Source organism: Sphingobium sp. LF-16 (genome assembly GCF_003711185.1).
GTDB classification, from domain to species: domain Bacteria; phylum Pseudomonadota; class Alphaproteobacteria; order Sphingomonadales; family Sphingomonadaceae; genus Sphingobium; species Sphingobium yanoikuyae_A.
Genome location: NZ_CP029335.1, coordinates 1,291,802 through 1,309,225, shown reverse-complemented (window position 1 = coordinate 1,309,225; position 17,424 = coordinate 1,291,802). Strand labels below are relative to the sequence as shown.

Annotated in this window: 14 protein-coding genes and 1 tRNA gene; 8 read left to right on the top strand and 7 right to left on the bottom strand. The window is 65.0% G+C overall.

The annotated features are described in order from the left end of the window. Positions 1-452 precede the first annotated feature (452 nt). Together DIZ22_RS06170 and DIZ22_RS06165 are read right to left on the bottom strand one after the other, a co-directional pair. Positions 453-1,130, bottom strand: coding sequence for an FCD domain-containing protein (locus DIZ22_RS06170; protein WP_017501752.1), 678 nt, complete (start codon positions 1,128-1,130; stop codon positions 453-455). An 83-nt stretch (positions 1,131-1,213) separates the two neighbouring features. Then, on the bottom strand, positions 1,214-2,560 hold the full coding sequence (locus DIZ22_RS06165; RefSeq protein ID WP_048936503.1) for a gluconate:H+ symporter: 1,347 nt from the start codon (positions 2,558-2,560) through the stop codon (positions 1,214-1,216). A 296-nt stretch (positions 2,561-2,856) separates the two neighbouring features. Between DIZ22_RS06165 and DIZ22_RS06160 the strand changes: the two genes are divergently transcribed. The 5 genes from DIZ22_RS06160 (at position 2,857) to DIZ22_RS06140 (ending at position 6,979) form a co-directional block, all read left to right on the top strand. After that, positions 2,857-3,126, top strand: a complete 270-nt coding sequence (locus tag DIZ22_RS06160; protein WP_004211034.1) for a LuxR C-terminal-related transcriptional regulator — start codon at positions 2,857-2,859, stop codon at positions 3,124-3,126. A 28-nt stretch (positions 3,127-3,154) separates the two neighbouring features. Continuing rightward, positions 3,155-4,258, top strand: a complete 1,104-nt coding sequence (locus tag DIZ22_RS06155) for a Gfo/Idh/MocA family oxidoreductase (RefSeq protein ID WP_048936504.1) — start codon at positions 3,155-3,157, stop codon at positions 4,256-4,258. Beyond that, entirely contained in the window at positions 4,255-5,265 is a 1,011-nt protein-coding gene (locus tag DIZ22_RS06150; RefSeq protein WP_048936505.1) for an SMP-30/gluconolactonase/LRE family protein, read from the top strand. The genes DIZ22_RS06155 and DIZ22_RS06150 overlap by 4 nt, the downstream gene beginning before the upstream one ends. A gap of 88 nt (positions 5,266-5,353) precedes the next feature. Beyond that, positions 5,354-5,752, top strand: coding sequence for a hypothetical protein (locus DIZ22_RS06145; RefSeq protein ID WP_048936506.1), 399 nt, complete (start codon positions 5,354-5,356; stop codon positions 5,750-5,752). Between the two features lie 225 nt (positions 5,753-5,977). Beyond that, positions 5,978-6,979 (top strand): cytochrome-c peroxidase, encoded by a 1,002-nt coding sequence (locus tag DIZ22_RS06140; RefSeq protein WP_048936507.1) that lies wholly within the window; start codon positions 5,978-5,980, stop codon positions 6,977-6,979. A 288-nt stretch (positions 6,980-7,267) separates the two neighbouring features. Here the strand turns inward: DIZ22_RS06140 and ettA are convergent, their stop codons facing one another. Then, positions 7,268-8,953: an energy-dependent translational throttle protein EttA gene (gene ettA, locus DIZ22_RS06135; RefSeq protein ID WP_048936676.1), complete on the bottom strand. Its 1,686-nt coding sequence runs from the start codon at positions 8,951-8,953 to the stop codon at positions 7,268-7,270. A gap of 102 nt (positions 8,954-9,055) precedes the next feature. Here ettA and DIZ22_RS06130 point away from each other — a divergent pair, with 102 nt between their 5' ends. The 3 genes from DIZ22_RS06130 to DIZ22_RS06120 all read left to right on the top strand — a co-directional run bounded on the left by DIZ22_RS06130 (position 9,056) and on the right by DIZ22_RS06120 (position 11,012). Next, complete coding sequence (locus DIZ22_RS06130; RefSeq protein WP_048936508.1) at positions 9,056-10,429, top strand: M20/M25/M40 family metallo-hydrolase; 1,374 nt, start codon at positions 9,056-9,058, stop codon at positions 10,427-10,429. A 158-nt stretch (positions 10,430-10,587) separates the two neighbouring features. After that, entirely contained in the window at positions 10,588-10,800 is a 213-nt protein-coding gene (locus tag DIZ22_RS06125) for a hypothetical protein (protein ID WP_004212530.1), read from the top strand. A gap of 135 nt (positions 10,801-10,935) precedes the next feature. Continuing rightward, positions 10,936-11,012 (top strand) — tRNA-Pro (locus DIZ22_RS06120). A gap of 45 nt (positions 11,013-11,057) precedes the next feature. Here DIZ22_RS06120 and cobA read toward each other — a convergent pair. Genes cobA through nirB form a run of 4 tightly spaced genes read right to left on the bottom strand, consistent with a single transcriptional unit; the run spans position 11,058 to position 17,326 of the window. Then, complete coding sequence (gene cobA, locus DIZ22_RS06115) at positions 11,058-11,852, bottom strand: uroporphyrinogen-III C-methyltransferase (RefSeq protein ID WP_048936509.1); 795 nt, start codon at positions 11,850-11,852, stop codon at positions 11,058-11,060. Continuing rightward, on the bottom strand, positions 11,839-14,448 hold the full coding sequence (locus DIZ22_RS06110) for a nitrate reductase (protein WP_048936510.1): 2,610 nt from the start codon (positions 14,446-14,448) through the stop codon (positions 11,839-11,841). Before DIZ22_RS06110 ends, cobA begins: the two co-directional genes overlap by 14 nt. Next, positions 14,448-14,816, bottom strand: a complete 369-nt coding sequence (gene nirD, locus DIZ22_RS06105) for a nitrite reductase small subunit NirD (protein ID WP_004212514.1) — start codon at positions 14,814-14,816, stop codon at positions 14,448-14,450. The genes DIZ22_RS06110 and nirD overlap by 1 nt, the downstream gene beginning before the upstream one ends. Further along, entirely contained in the window at positions 14,813-17,326 is a 2,514-nt protein-coding gene (nirB, locus tag DIZ22_RS06100; protein WP_048936511.1) for a nitrite reductase large subunit NirB, read from the bottom strand. The genes nirD and nirB overlap by 4 nt, the downstream gene beginning before the upstream one ends. Between the last annotated feature and the right edge of the window lie 98 nt (positions 17,327-17,424).

Sequence of the window (17,424 nt, the reverse complement as noted above, 5' to 3'; positions counted from 1 at the left end):
CCGGAAGGAATAGAGCACATCCCTACCAAGGACCAGGAATGCTGTCATCACACTCTCCGAAATCGACGTATCGACGCACCTCCTGCCTCTAATGTGCTGCGCATGCGCTTTTACGGGAGCGAATATCCGCGTCATCAAGGTAGCGATGAACAGCTTCTGGCGTGGCGTCGATTGGCAGTTCCCGCAGAAGCTCGATAGGCAGCCGCTCCACTTCAACCCAGTCAGTAGCTTCTCGCTCTTCAACAGCCAAGATGGTTACCAAGCATCCGCGTAGCTCGTCTATCTCCATAACTACAGCTTATCGGAGCAGACGATAGCGCAATGAGCGTTAATTCAGCTGTTTAACTCCAACACCGTCCTTTCGCTATCTACCCAACGCCGCCACCTCAGCGAATGTCGCAAACTCTCTTCCTCCGAGCAGGCGAGGGTAGAGGCCCGCTATCCGCCCACCCTCACGGCATCAGCCGGCGCCGCCCTTCCCACAAATGCCAGCGCATCGCGAGGGCCGCGCCTTCGGCGTCCTGGGCGCGGATGGCGGCGACGATCTGTTCATGTTCGCGCAGCATCGTCGCGATCACCTCGGGCGGGCGCGATCGGCTGATGTCGACGCCGGCGCGCATCACCTTGTCGACATCGGCATGGAGCGCGTCGAAGGCGATCAGGAAGGCCGGGTTGCCGGTCGCCTCGGCAATGCGGCGGTGCAGTTCCATATCCTCGGCATGGGCCGGCTCGCTCGACAGCAGGGCGGTGCGCAGCATCTCCATCCCTTCCTCGACATGCGCCATTTCGATCGGACTGCGGCGGGTGGCGGCGAGGCGCGCAGCCTCCGCCTCCAGCACGAAGCGGACCTCGTAACTGCCGAGCGTCGCGGGCAGTTCGGTCGCCGGCATGAAGGCGGCGAGCCGCTGCGACGGGCGGCTTTTCACGAAGGAGCCGGCACCCCGCCGCGCCTCGGTAATGCCGTCCGAGGCGAGGCGGACCAGCGCCTCGCGCACGATCGCGCGGGAGACGCCGAACCGCTCCGCCAGCGCCGCTTCCGACGGCAGGCGATCGCCGACCGCCAGATCCTGGTCGTTGATGATCTCGACAATGCCGGCATAGGCATGGTCGGACAATCGGGCCTGGTTCATCGGCGCACCTGTGGATCGATTTTCCGCATCGCTGCCTCCTAGTCATGAGAGGCTGCCGACGACAAGCGTCAGCAGCGCTCTGGTCAGAAGATGCTGCTCGCGACCAGCACCAGCAGCAGGCCGACCACCGCGACCACGGTTTCCATGATCGACCAGGTCTTGAACGTGCCCGGCATGTCGGTGCCGAGATAGGATTTGACGAGCCAGAAGCCGGGATCATTGACGTGGGAGAAGAAAAGCGAGCCCGCGCCGATCGCCAGCACCATCCATTCGGGCTCCACGCCTGAGGCCGCGACGAGGCCCTGCATCACGCCGGCGGTGGTGATGGTGGCGACGGTGGCGGAGCCGGTGGCGAGGCGGATGCAGACCGACACGCCCCAGGCGAGCAGGATCGGCGAAATGGCGCCGCCGGCGGCAAAGCGGACCAGCAGATCGGAAAGCCCGGCCGTGACCAGGACCTGCTTGAGAGCGCCGCCCGCGCCGATCGCCAGGATGATGCCGCCGGCCGGGATCATTGCTTCGGTCCAGATCGCGTTCTGGATCTTCGCGTCTGTGATGCGGCGGCCGAACAGCAAGGGCAGCGCCACCAGCACGGCGATCAGCAGTGCGACGACCGGATCGCTGACCCAGCCGAGCCAGTGGAAATGCGGCGCGACCGACGCCGGCAGCAGCGCCACCGCCTGTCCCGCGGCGATCAGCACCACCGGCAGCAGCACGGCCGCGAGCGCGCGACCGACCGAGGGGGTAGCGACATCGACCTTGACCGGATCGAGCAGCGGCGGGTTCAATTTCACGCCGGGCGCGGTGAAGCGGGCCAGCAGCGGGCCGGCGATGATCGCGGTCGGGATGCCGACGATCAGGCCATAGAGAAGGGTGAGGCCGAGATTGGCGCCAAGCGCATTGACCGCGAGCAGCGGGCCGGGATGCGGCGGCACCAGCGCATGGACGACCGACAGGCCCGACAGCGCGGGCAGCATCAGCTTGAGCTTGGCGGTATCGCCATTCTGCCCGGCGGGCAGCGCGGCGGCGGCCGACGCGACGATCGGCAGCAGCAGGACGAGGCCGGTTTCGAAGAAGAGCGGCAGGCCGATGACGATGGCGGTGAACAGGCTGGCCCAGGGCGCGCCCTTCACGCCGGAGATGCGCAACGCCGAGCGGGCAAGGCCGCCGGCGCCGTCCGACAATTGCAGCATCGCGCCGAGGCCCAGGCCCAGCGCCACGACCAGGCCGGTGCCGCCCAATATGGTGCCCGCGCCCTTTTCGACCGCCTTGGCGGTTTCCTCCATCGGCAGGCCGGCGATCAGGCCGACGGTGAAGGCACCGCAGAGCAGGCCGACAAAAGGATGGAGCCGGCCCCGGATGATGAGGGCGATGGAAAGGGCGATGCCGATGACGGCGGCGATCAGCAGGCGATAATCGGCGGGGGTCATCGGCCAATGCCTCCCTGTAGTTCGCCCTGGCTGAACGCCCGGCCACATGGCACCGATCGACGATATGGTAACGCCATCCCCACCCTCTCTTTCCTATGCGTAGCCGGTCATTCGCTGGACGAATCCCGAAAATCTGTTAGACAGGTTATAGCCGCATTTCGGCCATGCGCTAGGTTATTTCCCGAATATTGCAAATTTTCGCTTGAACCTGTCTGACTGATTCCAGTATCGTTAGCGCTAACGAATCCTTGGGCCGAACAAGGCCTCAACGCGGATCAATCAGAGGGAGAGGCAGGATGCAGGATCTGCACATTCTCGATCGCCAGGACCAGATGGTCCCCGAAGCCCCACATCTCACGCCAACCCAGATGAAGGTGATGCGCTGCGTCCACTCCGGCCTGCTCAACAAGCAGATCGCCTATGAGCTGGGCATGGCCGAGGCGACGGTGAAGGTCCATATGACCGCGCTGATGCGCAAGCTCAACGTCCGCAACCGCACCCAGGTCGCCATCGCCGCCAGCCATTTCGGCTGGATGCGCCCGGCCCTGAGCCGCGCCGCGGACTGAACACCACCCTCTTGGCGGGAGACGCCGCATGGATCGTTCGCGACGGGAGTTGATGGGGGGCATCGGCGCCGGGCTGGTGCTGGCCGGCATGGGCAGCACGGCCGCCTGCGCCGCGCCACAGCGCAAGCTGGGCTATGCCATTGTCGGCCTGGGCTATTATGCCACGCAGCAGATCATGCCCAATTTCGCCGGCTGCGAGCATGCGAAGCTGGTCGCGCTGGTCAGCGGCACGCCGGCCAAGCTGGCGCAATATGGCGACCAATATGGCATCCCGAAAACGCATCGCTACAGCTATGCCGAGTTCGACCGCATCCGCGACAATCCCGATATCGACATCGTCTATATCGTCCTGCCCAACAGCCTGCATGCCGAATATAGCATCCGCGCTGCGCAGGCGGGCAAGCATGTGATGTGCGAGAAGCCGATGGCGGTGTCGGTGGCCGAATGCCAGGCGATGATCGCCGCCTGCGCCAAGGCCGGCCGCAAGCTGATGATCGGCTATCGCTCGCGCTTCGAGCCCTATAACAAGCTGGCGATCGAGCTGGCGCGCGGCGGCCATGTCGGGCCGACGCGGATCATCACCGCCGAACATGGCTTCCCGATCAAGGCCGGGCAATGGCGGCTCGACAGGCCCCTGTCGGGCGGCGGATCGATGATGGACATCGGCATCTACAGCCTCAACGCCGCGCGCTACCTGACCGGCGAGGAGCCGGTGGAGGTGAGCGCCATCGCCAGCACCGACCGCGGCGATCCGCGCTTTGCCACCGTGGAGGACCGGATCGACTTCATGCTGCGCTTTCCGTCGGGCATCATCGCCAATTGCGTGTCGAGCTACAGTTCGGCCCATAATGGCTATCGGGTGATCGGCACCCAGGGCTGGATCGATATGGAACCCGCGACCCAATATAGCGGCCAGACAATGACGATCCGCAAGGATGGCGTGACCGCGCCGCGCAGCCTGCCGACGCCGGCGAAGAACCAGTTTGCCGCCCAGCTCGACCATCTGCCCGAATGCATCGCGAACGGCACCGCGCCGATCGTCGCGGGTGAGGAGGGGCTGGCCGACCTGCGCGTGATCGAGGCGATCTATCGCTCGGCGGCGGAGCATCGTTCGGTTAGCCTGTCTGCATGATCGATCGTCGCACCCTGCTGGCCGGGATGGCCGCCCTGCCGCTGACCCACGCCTTCGCACATGCTGCCGACCTGCCCGCCGCGCGGATCGATCGGATCGACCCGGCGCTGGACCGCATCATCGCGCCCGGCGCGCAGGTGGCAATATTGGCGCAGGGCTATCGCTGGGCCGAGGGGCCGACCTGGGCCGCGCCGATCGACGCGCTGCTGTTCGGCGATCCGCCGTCCAACATCGTCTATCGCTGGACCCGCAAGGATGGCGTGTCGCCCTTCCTCTCGCCATCGGGCCTGCAGACCGCGATCCCCAAGGAGATACGCGAAGCCGGCCTCAACGGCATCGCGATCGACCGGGACGGCCATCTGGTCGGCGCCGACAGCGGCACGCGCGCGATCGTGCGCGTGGACCTCAAGACCAGGGCGCGGACCATCCTGGCCGACCGCTATCAGGGCAAGCGCTTCAACAGCCCTAATGACCTGACCATCGCGGCCGATGGCAGCATCTATTTCAGCGACCCGCCCTATGGCCTGACCGATGGCGACACGTCCTCGCTGCGCGAGATTGGCTTCAACGGCCTCTATCGATTGACGCCCGACGGCACGGTGACCCTGATCGACGGCAGCCATCGCCGGCCCAATGGCGTCACCCTCTCGCCCGACGGCCGCACGCTGTATCTGGCACTGTCGGACGAGAAGCGGCCACAGGTTCTGGCCTACAGCCTGGGCGCGGACGGCATGCCCACAGGGCAGCGCCTGTTCCGCGACATGGCCAGCGAACTGGCCGCGGGCGAGCCGGGCCTGCCCGACGGCATCAAGACCGCGCCCGACGGCACGGTCTTTGCCACCGGCCCCGGCGGCGTTCATGTCTGCGCGCCGGACGGCAGGCTGCTCGGCAAGATCCGCACCGGCAAGGCGATCGCCAATTGCTGTATCGGCGAGGACCGCAAGACATTGTTCCTGACGTCGGCCGACCGGCTGGCGGCGGTGCCGCTGATATCGAGCAGTGGCTAGCGAGCAATGACGATGTCGGGCTTTGACAGCTGACAACCAATTCGCCACGTCAGTCACGGCCCTTGCTCTCGCAGATCGGATATAATTATTGTGGCGACCAACGCCGAAGCGGTTCCTGACGTGCAAGTGCAACAGCTTTCTCGTCTTTTCCTTCGATATCGATGACACGTCTCGCGGGAAATGGAAGCTCTTTTCCGAGCCAAAATTCATCGTTCTCTGCGATGGCACCGGGTTCATTGTCGAGCATACCCATATACCCGCCATCTATATGCTCACTGACGAGAACCCACATCCGCTCCACGGCGACATTCTCATCGCCGTCATCGACGCTGATCCGAAAAATCACCTTTGCGAGGTCGCCGGGTTCGAGGCTTTCTCACCTTCGCCGGCCGGGTATCCAAAACGCCTCTGGCGCAGCGGCGTGGCGACTTTCGCCATCATCAAGGCACCATCTTTGGCTCTCGCGTTACACGATCTTGGCTCATAGCGACATGTCAGCAAGGCGCTGCCACATACCCAATAGCCGACATTCCGCTATCCACCCTCAGCAGCCGTTCGGTCGACAGAGAGCCTCCGACGTCGCCCGAAGTAATAGCATCTGGCGACGACCATCATCCTCCACTCCCATCGAGTACGCTCGCCCCCTCCCCCTTTACCTCGGCCTGCGGATCGGTCAGCCTTGGTTCGTCATGCGCGGGGAAGGGGACAGCGGATGCGAGTGGGTGGAGCGGCGATCATCGGGGCGGCGTTGCTGGCGACGGGACTGGGGGCTGCGCGCCCCGCCTGGCGCTGGCCTGCCCTGCCCGCTGGCGTTGCAGCGCCCGCCATACCGTCCGACAACGGCATGAGCGCGGCCAAGGTGGCGCTTGGCCGCCGGCTCTTTTATGATCGCACCCTGTCGGCCGATGACAGCATGGCCTGCGCCGATTGCCACCAGCAGGAGAAGGGCTTTGCCGATGGCCTGGCCACCCATAGGGGTGTGATGGGCGAGATAGGCGTGCGCAATGTGCCCGGCCTTGCCAATGTCGCGTGGCGCAGCGGCCTGACCTGGACTGAGGCTGGCCTTTCGACGCTGGAGCAGCAGGCGATGGTGCCGATGACCGGGACCAAGCCGGTCGAGATGGGGCTGGCGCAGGACGATGTCGGGCTGGCCCGGCGGATCGGCGCCGATCCCTGCTATCGCCGGATGTTTGCGGCCGCCTTCCCCGACGCACCGGATGACCTGGGCTTCGCAAGGGTGACCGCGGCTCTTGCGGCGTTCCAGCGGACGATGATCTCCTTCGGCAGCGCCCATGATCGCGGCAAATTGTCGCCACTGGCGCAGCGTGGGGCCAGGCAATTTGCCGCAGCGGGCTGTGGCAGCTGCCATTCCGGGCCGGACTTCACCGACAGCAAGACCCATTATGTCGGCACCGCTGCGCCGCAGGAGGTCGATGCGGCGGCCTATGGCGGCAAGCCCCTGCCGCCGGGCTTCGAGCCGCCGCCCGAGCAGTTCCGCACGCCGTCGTTGCGCAATGTCGCCGTCACTGGCCCCTGGCTGCACGATGGCCAGTCGCCGACGATCGAATCGGCGATCCGCCGCCACGCCGCGCCGATGCTGATCGATGTCGACATGCCTGCTCTGCTCGCCTTTCTCGACGCGCTGACGGACCATGATTTCCTGAAGAATGCCGCGTTGGCCCGGCCGGCCGCGACCTGCCCGATTCCCGCGTGAGTTGGCCCTGCCTGAAAACGCCCGTTCGAAGGACAAAAAAAGGGCCAGCCCCGAAAGGCCAGCCTTGATAAGTTTTAGGAGAGGATGCCTGAAAGGCCTCTCCTATGTGCAGCGCAGCGCGTTCTTTCGCAATTGCGAAGGGCGGCACCGGCGTTGCAGATATTGCAACTTCGTTACCGCCAGCGCGATGGAACGACAAAACGCCCGGTGTCCCGAGGGGCACCGGGCGTTTCAAGTCATTGTTCTGACGCCATTTAGCGAGAGGCCGTTTCCAGCCTCCCGATCAGATCAGCGCGTCAGCTTCTTATAGGCAAGGCGCGTCGGACGATCGGCGGCATCGCCCAGGCGACGGCGCTTGTCTTCCTCATAGGCCTCGAAATTGCCTTCGAACCATTCGACATGGCTGTCGCCTTCGAAGGCGAGGATGTGGGTCGCCAGACGGTCGAGGAAGAAGCGGTCATGGCTGATGACCACGGCACAACCGGCGAAATTCTCGATCGCCTCTTCCAGGGCCGCCAGCGTTTCGACGTCAAGGTCGTTGGTCGGTTCGTCGAGCAGCAGCACGTTGCCGCCGCGCTTCAGCATCTTGGCTATGTGGACGCGGTTGCGCTCACCACCCGACAGCTTGCCGACATTCTTCTGCTGGTCCTGGCCCTTGAAGTTGAAGGCGCCGACATAGGCACGGGTCGACATGTCATGGCCGTTGACCTTGACGTAATCGAGGCCATCCGAGACTTCTTCCCAGACATTCTTCGACGGATCGAGATGGTCGCGGCTCTGGTCGACATAGCCCAGACGCACGGTCGAGCCGATGTCGATCTCGCCCGAATCGGGGGTTTCCTGACCGGTGATCAGACGGAACAGGGTCGATTTACCCGCGCCGTTCGGACCGATGACGCCAACGATGCCTCCGGGCGGCAGCATGAAGGACAGATCCTCGAACAGCAGCTTGTCGCCATAGGCCTTGGAAATGCCCTTGGCCTCGATCACCTTGCCGCCCAGGCGCTCAGGCACCTGGATGACGATCTGCGCCTTGCCGGGCGCACGATTTTCCTGGGATGCAACCAGCTGCTCGAACTTGGCGATACGCGCCTTGGACTTGGTCTGGCGGCCCTTGGGGCCCTGACGAATCCACTCCAGCTCGTCGTTGATCGCCTTCTGACGGCCGGTCGCCTCGCGGTCTTCCTGCTCCAGGCGCTTGGCCTTCTTCTCCAGATAGGTGGAGTAGTTACCTTCATAGGGGAAATATTTCCCGCGATCGAGCTCCAGGATCCAGCCGACGACATTGTCGAGGAAGTAGCGGTCGTGGGTGATCATCAGCACCGACCCGGCATATTCCTTGAGGTGGTTTTCCAGCCAGGTGACGCTTTCGGCGTCAAGATGGTTGGTCGGTTCGTCGAGCAGCAGGATGTCCGGCTTCTGGATCAGCAGGCGGGTGAGCGCGATGCGGCGCTTTTCACCGCCTGACAGGCTTTCCACCGACCAGTCCGACGGCGGGCAGCGCAGCGCTTCCATCGCGATTTCGAGCTGGTTGTCGAGCGTCCAGCCATCGGCGGCGTCGATCTGTTCCTGCAGCGTGCCCATTTCCTCCATCAGCGCGTCGAAATCGACGTCTTCCGGCGGATCGGCCATGATCATGCTGATCTCGTTGAAGCGGTCCAGCTTGTCCGCCATCTCGCGGGCGCCGTCCTTGACGTTTTCCAGCACATTCTTGGTCGGGTCGAGCTGCGGCTCCTGGGGCAGATAGCCGACGGTGACATTCTCGCCCGGCCAGGCTTCGCCGCTGATGTCGGTGTCGATGCCGGCCATGATCTTGATCAGGGTCGACTTGCCCGCACCGTTCGGGCCGACGATGCCGATCTTGGACCCGCGATAGAATTGCAGATTGATGTTGTTCAACACCGGCTTGGGCGCGCCGGGGAAGGTCTTTGTCATGTTCTTCATGACATAGGCATATTGCGATGAGGCGGACATGGGTTCGCGCAGCTCCAAAGGGTATGGACAGGAAAATTTGCGCCGAATTAGCGAAGGCGGAAGCCATTGGCAAATGGGGTATGTCTCAGTAAGCCTTCAGCCATGCAGAAAATCCGATCGGGCCCGCTCGCCGCCCTGCTCCTTGGCAGCATCTTCACTCCCGCTCTGGTCCAGGCCGCTCCGGCCAGCGACGCCGCGATTCGCGAAGCCGCCCTGAAGGATGATGTCGCCTGGGACATTACCGAAGGGCTGACGACCGAAGTCGGCCCGCGCCCGGCCGCCACGCCGCTCGAAGCGCGCGGGCGCGAATGGGCCGCCGCCAAGCTCAAGGCATTGGGCTTCGCCAATGTCCGCATCGAACCCTATAAGATGCCGCTGTGGGAACGCGTCCATGACGAAGCGGCGATCATCGCCCCCTTCCCGCAGAAGCTGGTCGTCGCGGCGCTGGGCAACAGCGGATCGACCCCGGCCCAGGGGATCGAGGGTGAAATCGCCTATTTCCCGACCATCGCCGACCTGCAGGCCGCGCCGGACAGCGCGGTGAAGGGCAAGATCGTGTTCGTCAGCCATGACATGGTCGCCGCCCAGGACGGGTCGGGCTATGGCTATTATGGCGCCGCGCGCCGCCAGGGCCCCAGCATCGCCGCCAAGAAGGGCGCGATCGCGATCCTGGTGAAGTCGATCGGCACCGATCATCACCGCATTGCCCATACCGGCGTGCAGATGTGGGCCGATGGCGTGACGCCGATCCCGGCCGTGGCCGTCAGCGTACCCGATGCCGAGCAGATGGCGCGCATCGTGTCGCGCGGCCAACCGATCCGCGTCCACCTGACCGCCGTGTCGAAGACCGCCAAGGACCAGCCGTCGGGCAATGTCATCGCCGAAATCTCCGGCAGCGATCCCAAGGCCGGCGTCATTATCGCCGCCTGTCACCTCGACAGCTGGGACCAGGGCACCGGCGCGATCGACGATGCGTCGGGCTGTGGCATCGTGGCCGCCGCCGCGTTGCAGGTGGCCAAGGCCGGCACGCCGCGCCGCACGATCCGCGTCCTGTTCGCCGGCGCCGAGGAAGTGGGCGGCAATGGCGGCCGCGCCTATTATGCCGCCCATGGCAAGGAGCCGCATGCGCTGGTGCTGGAATCGGACTTCGGCGCCGACAAGGTGTGGAAAGTCGACTTCACCCTGCCCGCCGGCCATGAAGCGCTTTCGGCCAGGATCGCGCAGGGGCTGGCGCCGCTGGGCATCGTGCCGAGCCGTGACAAGGCGCATGGCGGATCGGACATCGAACCGCTGGTCGAGGCCGGCATTCCGGTGATCGACCTGCAGCAGGACGGGACCCGCTATTTCGATATTCACCACACGCCTGACGACACGCTGGATAAGATCGATCCCGCGCAGCTGCGCCAGAATGTCGCCGCCTGGGCGGTCACGCTGAACATTGCTGCGAATGCGCCAGAAACATTGGGCATTAACTGAACTTTTATAGTAGAGAACGCCCCGTCGCGTGATTCTGCCGTTTCACCGACGTCAGAAAAGCATTGATTTGTGCAGCGCACACGTTAATGCGGGTCGCTCGCGTAGGGTCACATTTGTAACGTGCCAGACGCGGCATAATGCTATGGGAGCCGTACACAATGAAGAAGATCGCTGTTGTTTTCGCTTCGGCCAGCCTGATGGCCCTCGCCGCTTGCGGTGAGAAGCCGGCCAACGAAACCGCGAACGCTTCGAACGCCGTCGTCGAGAACGTTGTCGAGAACGCCGCCAACGCTGCTGACAACGCCGCGAACGCCGCCAACGAAGCTGCTAACGCCGCTAACGTTGCTGAGAACGTTGCGAACGCGCACTAATCTCTGCCACGGCGAGATTTCGAAGGGCGGGCCTATATGGTCCGCCCTTTTTATTTGTCCGCGCAATATATGTGGCTCGACATGATTTTCGGGCATTGACGCCGGCGGCGCTCGAACGCTAAGGCGCGCGTGCATCGGGGAGTAGCGCAGTCTGGTAGCGCGCCTGCTTTGGGAGCAGGATGTCGCAGGTTCGAATCCTGTCTCCCCGACCATTTCCAAATATTATCAGTTGGATATACGGCGTCGCTGTTACTGCTTCAGCGCGACAGCATCGATCGTCGGACATCCTCTGTCCCGCCAGCCATGGCCATGTCGGCCTGAGCCACCGCCTCGCCGATCAGGATCAGGGTCGGGCGATCATCGGCAAAAGCCTGCGTCACCAGCGGCAGGAGATCGAGGCGCGTGCGCAACTGCTGTTCCTGCGGCAGCGAAGCATCGCAGGTGATGAGCGCCGGGGTCGCGCCCGGCAGGCCCGCAGCGATCAGCGCGCGACTGAGTTCCGGGGCGGCCTCGCGTCCCATATAGACGGCCAGGGTGCAGGCCGGATCGGCCAGGGCATCCCAATCCAGATCCAGCGCCTGGCCCCGGCGGCTGTGCGCCGTCACGAACTGGACCCGGCGCGCAATGCCGCGCAGCGACAGGGAAATGCCCGCCGACGCCGCGACGGCGCTGGCCGCCGTGATGCCGGGGCAGATCCGAACGCGAACGCCGACCGCGCGCAGCGCCGTCATTTCCTCGGTCGAACGGGCGAACATCGCCGGGTCGCCGCCCTTCAGCCGAACCACCCGCTTGCCCGCCAGCGCCGCCTCCACCAGCATCTCGTCGATCGTCTGCTGATCCTTCGAATGGCGGCCCGACCGCTTGCCGACGCTGACCCGTTCGGCATGATCGGAAATGAGGTCCAATATGCCCGGCCCGACGAGCGCGTCGTGGAAGATGATGTCCGCCGCGCGGATCAGCCTTTCGGCCTTGCGCGTCAGCAGGTCGGGATCGCCCGGCCCGGCACCGACCAGCCAGACGTCACCCGGCGCGATGAGGTCATTCGGCTGCATGCAATGTCTCCTGCGAGGTCTGGGCCAGGATATTGGCGATGGCGGGGCGGCAGGAACCGCAATTGGTGCCCGCGCCCAGCGCCTTGCCGATGGCAGGCACGTCGACCAGCTTCTGATCGCGGATCGCCGCGACGATCTGGTTGAGGCCGATATCGAAGCAGACGCAGATGGTGGCGCCCTTGTCCGGCTGGCTACCCGGCCCGCGGGCGGCCAGCACGGTGGCGCCTACATCGTCGGCCGCCAACTGGCCGATCAGCCAGTCGCGCGAGGGCAACAGGCCGGTGCGGGTGACGAACAGCACGCCGGCCAGCCGGCCGTCCTGGATGATCGCGACCCGTCGGCTGCCGCGCACATGATCGATCGCCTCGACCCGCTCGCCCCTGGGCAGGCAGGCTTCCAGTCGGGCGGCATCGCCATTGCCGGCCAGTTCATAGAGCGCCCCGCCCGGCACCGCGACCCGCGTCGCCCAGAGGCAGGGCAGCTTTGCGGGCTCCTGCCCACGCAGGATCAGGAAGCCCTGCCATTGGGTCGAGACCTTCTCGACCGCGGCCGGGGTCGACTTGAAGCCGGGCTGGCCCGAATGCGGATCGACCAGCGGACGCGGTAGCAGGCCGGTACGCCCGCCACTCGATATCTGATCGGTCCAGTGGATCGGGGTGAAGATTTCGCCCGGCCGCTGGCTGTCGCTGATGCTGACGCGGAAAAGGCTGTTGCCCTGCGCGGTCGACACCCGCGCCAGATCGCGATCGGCCAGGCCCAGCGCATCGGCATCCTGCGGGTGGATTTCGACCTGCGGCTCCTCACGATGGCGCGCCAGCTTGGGCGCCAGACCCGTACGGGTCATCGTGTGCCATTGATCGCGATAGCGGCCGGTGTTGAGCGTCAGCGGCCAGTCACGCAGCGGCCCCTGCAAATCCATCTGCTTCGTCAGCACCAGCCGCGCCTTGCCGTCCGGGGTCGGAAAATGCCCGTCGGCAAAGGGCGCTTCGCCCCAGCGGAAACTGTCCATCGCGTCATAGGCATCGTTGCCGATCGCCGCCTGCGCGCGCAGGTTGAGCAGCCGCTGCCCCTCATTCTGATAGGCGGTCAGGCGCGCATGTTCGCGCCAGATGTCAGCCGGCCGATCATAGGCAAAGGCGTTTTTCCAGCCCATGCGGCGGGCGACCTGGGTGATGATCCACCAGTCGGGCCGGGCCTCGCCGGGCAATGCCATGAACGGGCGCTGGCGGCTGATGGTGCGGTCCGAATTGGTGACCGTGCCATCCTTTTCGCCCCAGCCGGCGGCCGGCAGGCGGACATGGGCATGGGCGCTGCTGTCGGTGTCGGCGATGATGTCCGACACGACGAGGAAGGGGATCGCCTCCAGCGCATCACGCACCCGGCCGGCATCGGGCAGCGAGACGGCGGGATTGGTCGCCATGATCCAGAGGGCCTTGATCCGGCCTTCATCGATGGCGCGGAACAGGTCGACGGCCTTCAGCCCCGGCTTGCTCGCCATCTGTGGCGCAGCCCAGAAGCGGCCGACGCGGGCGACATTTTCCGGCGCAAAGTCCATATGCGCGGCGAGCGTGGACGCCAGCCCGCCAACCTCGCGCCCGCCCATGGCATTGGGCTGGCCGGTGATGGAAAAGGGCGCCGCGCCCGGCTTGCCGATGCGACCGGTGGCGAGATGGACATTGATGATCGCATTGACTTGATCGGTGCCGCGGATCGACTGGTTGATGCCCTGGCTGAACAGCGTGACGGTGCGCGGGATCGCCGCGAACAGCTCGAAAAAGGCCTTCAGCAGCGCCGGGTCGAGGTCGCAGGCCTGGGCCGTCGTCCACAGGTCATGGCCGGTGCGGACATGATCCCAGAATCCGTCGGGCGCGTTCACATGATCGGCCAGATAGGTCGGATCAGTCACGCCCTGTGCGTCGCACCAGGCGAGCAGCCCGGTCATCAGCGCGACGTCGCTGCCGGGCCGGATCGGCAGATGAAGGTCAGCGCCTTCGCAGGTTTCGGTGCGGCGCGGATCAATCACGACCAGCTTGGTGCCGCGGTCGGCCCGCGCCGCCTGAATACGCTGGTAGACGATCGGGTGGCACCAGGCGGTGTTGGAGCCGACAAGGATGATGAGGTCGGCTTCCTCGAGATCGTCATAGCTGGCCGGCACCACATCCTCGCCAAAGGCGCGATTATGGCCGGCGACCGCGCTCGACATGCACAGGCGGCTGTTGGTGTCGATGTTCGCCGACCCGATGAAGCCCTTCATCAGCTTGTTGGCGACATAATAATCCTCGGTCAGCAACTGGCCCGAGACATAGAAGGCCACGCTGTCCGGGCCATGGCGCTCGATCGTCTCGCGAAATTTCTTCGCGACCAGATCCAGCGCCTTGTCCCAATTGGCGCGGCGCTTGCCGATCATCGGGTGGAGCAGGCGGCCGGTCAGCGCCACTGTCTCACCCAGATGCGTGCCCTTGGAACAGAGGCGTCCGCCATTGGCCGGATGCGCCTCGTCCCCCTTGATGATCACCGAGCGCGGCCCGGTCGGCGTGGCGGCGATGCCGCAGCCGACGCCGCAATAGGCGCAGGTGGTGCGGATCGCCTGTGCCATCAGGCCGCCTTTGCCGCGCTGGGCACGGGAATGACCGCCTCGCGCAGCAGGAAGATGCGGCCCGCCTCCACCTTGAGCGGGATGGTGGGCACGCAGCCTTCATCGCTGCCCAGCGCCTTGCCGGTCTTGAGCGAGATGTTCCAATTGTGCAGCGGGCAGGCAACGACCGAACCATGGACGATGCCCTGGCTCAGCGGCCCCTGCTTGTGCGGGCACTTGTTGACCAGCGCGTAGAACTGATTGTCCTGCGTGTGAAAGATGGCGATTTCCTCGCCGCCGCGCACCGGCAGGGTGCGGGCATTGCCGGGCGAGATCTGATCGACGGGGCCGATGTCCAGCCAGGTGCCGACTTGGGTGTTCGGGATCATGCGAGCGTCTCCATTGGGCGGACTTCGGCCAGATGCTGGTGCAGTTCGGCGTCCTCGCCGGCGGCGCGACGCGCCCAGGGATCGTCCTGCATGAACTGCTGCGAGAAGAGGAAACGGGCGCGCAGCGCTTCTCGGCCGACATCATCCGCGACGATGCGGCCCTTCACATAATCGACGCCGACGCGCTCGATCCAAGGCGCGGTGCGCTCCAGATAGCGGGCTTCCTCGCGATAGAGCTGGATGAAGGCGGCGCAATAATCGAGCGCCTCCTGCTCGGTCGCGACCTTGCAGAGCAGGTCGGTGGCCCGGACATGGATGCCGCCATTGCCGCCGACATGCAGTTCGTAGCCGCTGTCGACACAGACCACGCCGAAATCCTTGATCGTCGCCTCCGCACAATTGCGGGGGCAGCCCGACGCCGCGATCTTGAACTTGTGGGGCATCCACGAGCCCCAGGTCATATGCTCGATCTTGACGCCAAGGCCGGTCGAATCCTGCGTGCCGAAGCGGCACCATTCCGACCCCACGCAGGTCTTCACCGTGCGCAGCGACTTGCCATAGGCATGGCCCGACACCATGCCGGCGGCATTGAGATCGGCCCAGACGGCGGGCAGGTCTTCCTTCCTGATGCCGAAAATATCGAGCCGCTGGCCGCCGGTCACCTTGACCATCGGGGCGTTGTACTTCTCGACAACATCGGCGATCGCGCGCAGTTCCCTGGGGTTGGTCAGCCCGCCCCACATGCGCGGCACGACCGAATAGGTGCCGTCCTTCTGGATATTGGCGTGCATCCGTTCGTTGACGAAGCGGCTGCGCTGGTCGTCCTGATAGTCGCCCGGCAGCGCGCAGAGCAGATAATAATTGAGCGCGGGGCGGCAGGAGGAGCAGCCCTCCGGCGTCGACCAGTTCAATTTCTGCATGACTTCGGGGATCGAGCGCATGTCCTGCGCGACGATCTCGCGACGGACATCATCATGGGTGAAGCTGGTGCATTTGCACATCGTCTTCGGCCCCGACTGGACATCGTCGCCCAGCGTCAGCGCGAGCAGGGTTTCGACCAGGCCGGTGCAGCTACCGCAGCTGGCCGACGCCTTGCAGGTGGCGCGGACCGTATCCAGGCTGTGCGCGCCCTTGGCGATGCAGGAAACGACCTGGCCCTTGCTGACGCCGTTGCAGCCGCAAATCTCGGCTTCGTCCGAGAGCGCCGCAACGGCCGCCTTAGGGTCCAGCGCGCCCCCTCCCGAGGCGAAGGCCTGGCCGAAGATCAGCATGTCGCGCATGTCGGCGACATTTTCCTCGCGCTTGAGGAGATCGAAATACCAGCCGCCATCGACGGTATCGCCATAGAGCACCGCGCCGATCAGCTTGTCGTCCTTGACGATGACCCGCTTGTAGACGCCGCGCGAGGCGTCGCGCAGGACGATATCCTCACACCCCTCGCCGCCGGAAAAGTCACCGGCGGAGAAGACGTCCAGCCCCGCGACCTTGAGCTTGGTCGAAGTGACCGAGCCCTTATAGCCCGAAGGCTGGTCGGTCAGGCCGTCGGCGAGGCTGCGGCACATGTCCCACAGCGGCGCGACCAGACCATAGACATTGCCGTCATGTTCGACGCATTCGCCGACCGCCAGCACGTCGGGATCGCTGGTGACCATATGATCGTCGACCTGGATGCCGCGATTGACGGCCAGGCCGGCGTCGCGGGCCAGCGCGGTCGCGGGGCGGATGCCGACCGCCATCACCACCAGACTGGCCGGGATTTCGCGGCCGTCCTTCAGCCGCACACCCTCGACCTTGCCATCGCCATAAATGGCTTCGGTATTGGCGCCGGTCAGGATGGTCTGGCCACGTCCTTCGAGTGCGGTCTTGAGCAGCCAGCCGGCCGCCTCGTCCAGCTGCCGCTCCATCAGCGTGTCCATCAGATGGATGACGGTCACCTTCATGCCGCGCAGGGTCAGGCCATGGGCGGCTTCGAGGCCGAGCAGGCCGCCGCCGATGACCACCGCGCTGCCGCCATCGGCAGCGGCGGCGAGCATGGTGTCGACATCCTTCATGTCGCGGAAGCTGATGACGCCGGGCAGATCCTTGCCGGGCACGGGAATAATGAACGGATCGGAGCCGGTCGCGATCAGCAGCTTGTCATAGCCGATGGTGCGGCCCGACTGGCTGGAAACGGTCTTCGTGGCGCGATCGATGGCCTTTACCGGATCGCCGGCGATCAGTTCGATGCCATTGTCGGCATACCAGGCGGCGTCGTTGATGACGATCTGCTCGAACGTCTTTTCACCTGCCAGCACCGGCGAGAGCATGATGCGGTTATAGTTCACATAGGGTTCCGCACCGAAGATGGTGACGCGATAGCGTCCCGCATCCCGCGCCAGCAATTCCTCGACCGCGCGGCAGCCGGCCATGCCGTTGCCGATGACGACCAGATGCTCGCGTGCTTGCCCCAAAGGCGGCAGGACATTGTCCTCATCCTGCGTGACCGGGTCGATCCCGTCCTGAAAGTCCATCCCCGTTACTCCAGAAAAGAAAAAAGCCGCCATCCAGACCCTCGGGGATTGAAACCCGAGAGTCTGGATGGCGGCTTTGCCATCATCTAGTGCCTTGC

Excerpts from the sequence above, each read along its gene's own strand:
- DIZ22_RS06125 (WP_004212530.1), top strand. The coding sequence starts at position 10,588 with ATGAAGAAGATCGCTGTTGTTTTCGCTTCGGCCAGCCTGATGGCCCTC.
- DIZ22_RS06130 (WP_048936508.1), top strand. The coding sequence starts at position 9,056 with ATGCAGAAAATCCGATCGGGCCCGCTCGCCGCCCTGCTCCTTGGCAGC.
- ettA (WP_048936676.1), bottom strand. The coding sequence starts at position 8,953 with ATGTCCGCCTCATCGCAATATGCCTATGTCATGAAGAACATGACAAAG.
- DIZ22_RS06155 (WP_048936504.1), top strand. The coding sequence starts at position 3,155 with ATGGATCGTTCGCGACGGGAGTTGATGGGGGGCATCGGCGCCGGGCTG.
- nirD (WP_004212514.1), bottom strand. The coding sequence starts at position 14,816 with ATGATCCCGAACACCCAAGTCGGCACCTGGCTGGACATCGGCCCCGTC.
- DIZ22_RS06165 (WP_048936503.1), bottom strand. The coding sequence starts at position 2,560 with ATGACCCCCGCCGATTATCGCCTGCTGATCGCCGCCGTCATCGGCATC.
- DIZ22_RS06160 (WP_004211034.1), top strand. The coding sequence starts at position 2,857 with ATGCAGGATCTGCACATTCTCGATCGCCAGGACCAGATGGTCCCCGAA.
- DIZ22_RS06110 (WP_048936510.1), bottom strand. The coding sequence starts at position 14,448 with ATGGCACAGGCGATCCGCACCACCTGCGCCTATTGCGGCGTCGGCTGC.
- nirB (WP_048936511.1), bottom strand. The coding sequence starts at position 17,326 with ATGGACTTTCAGGACGGGATCGACCCGGTCACGCAGGATGAGGACAAT.
- cobA (WP_048936509.1), bottom strand. The coding sequence starts at position 11,852 with ATGCAGCCGAATGACCTCATCGCGCCGGGTGACGTCTGGCTGGTCGGT.
- DIZ22_RS06170 (WP_017501752.1), bottom strand. The coding sequence starts at position 1,130 with ATGAACCAGGCCCGATTGTCCGACCATGCCTATGCCGGCATTGTCGAG.
- DIZ22_RS06150 (WP_048936505.1), top strand. The coding sequence starts at position 4,255 with ATGATCGATCGTCGCACCCTGCTGGCCGGGATGGCCGCCCTGCCGCTG.
- DIZ22_RS06140 (WP_048936507.1), top strand. The coding sequence starts at position 5,978 with ATGCGAGTGGGTGGAGCGGCGATCATCGGGGCGGCGTTGCTGGCGACG.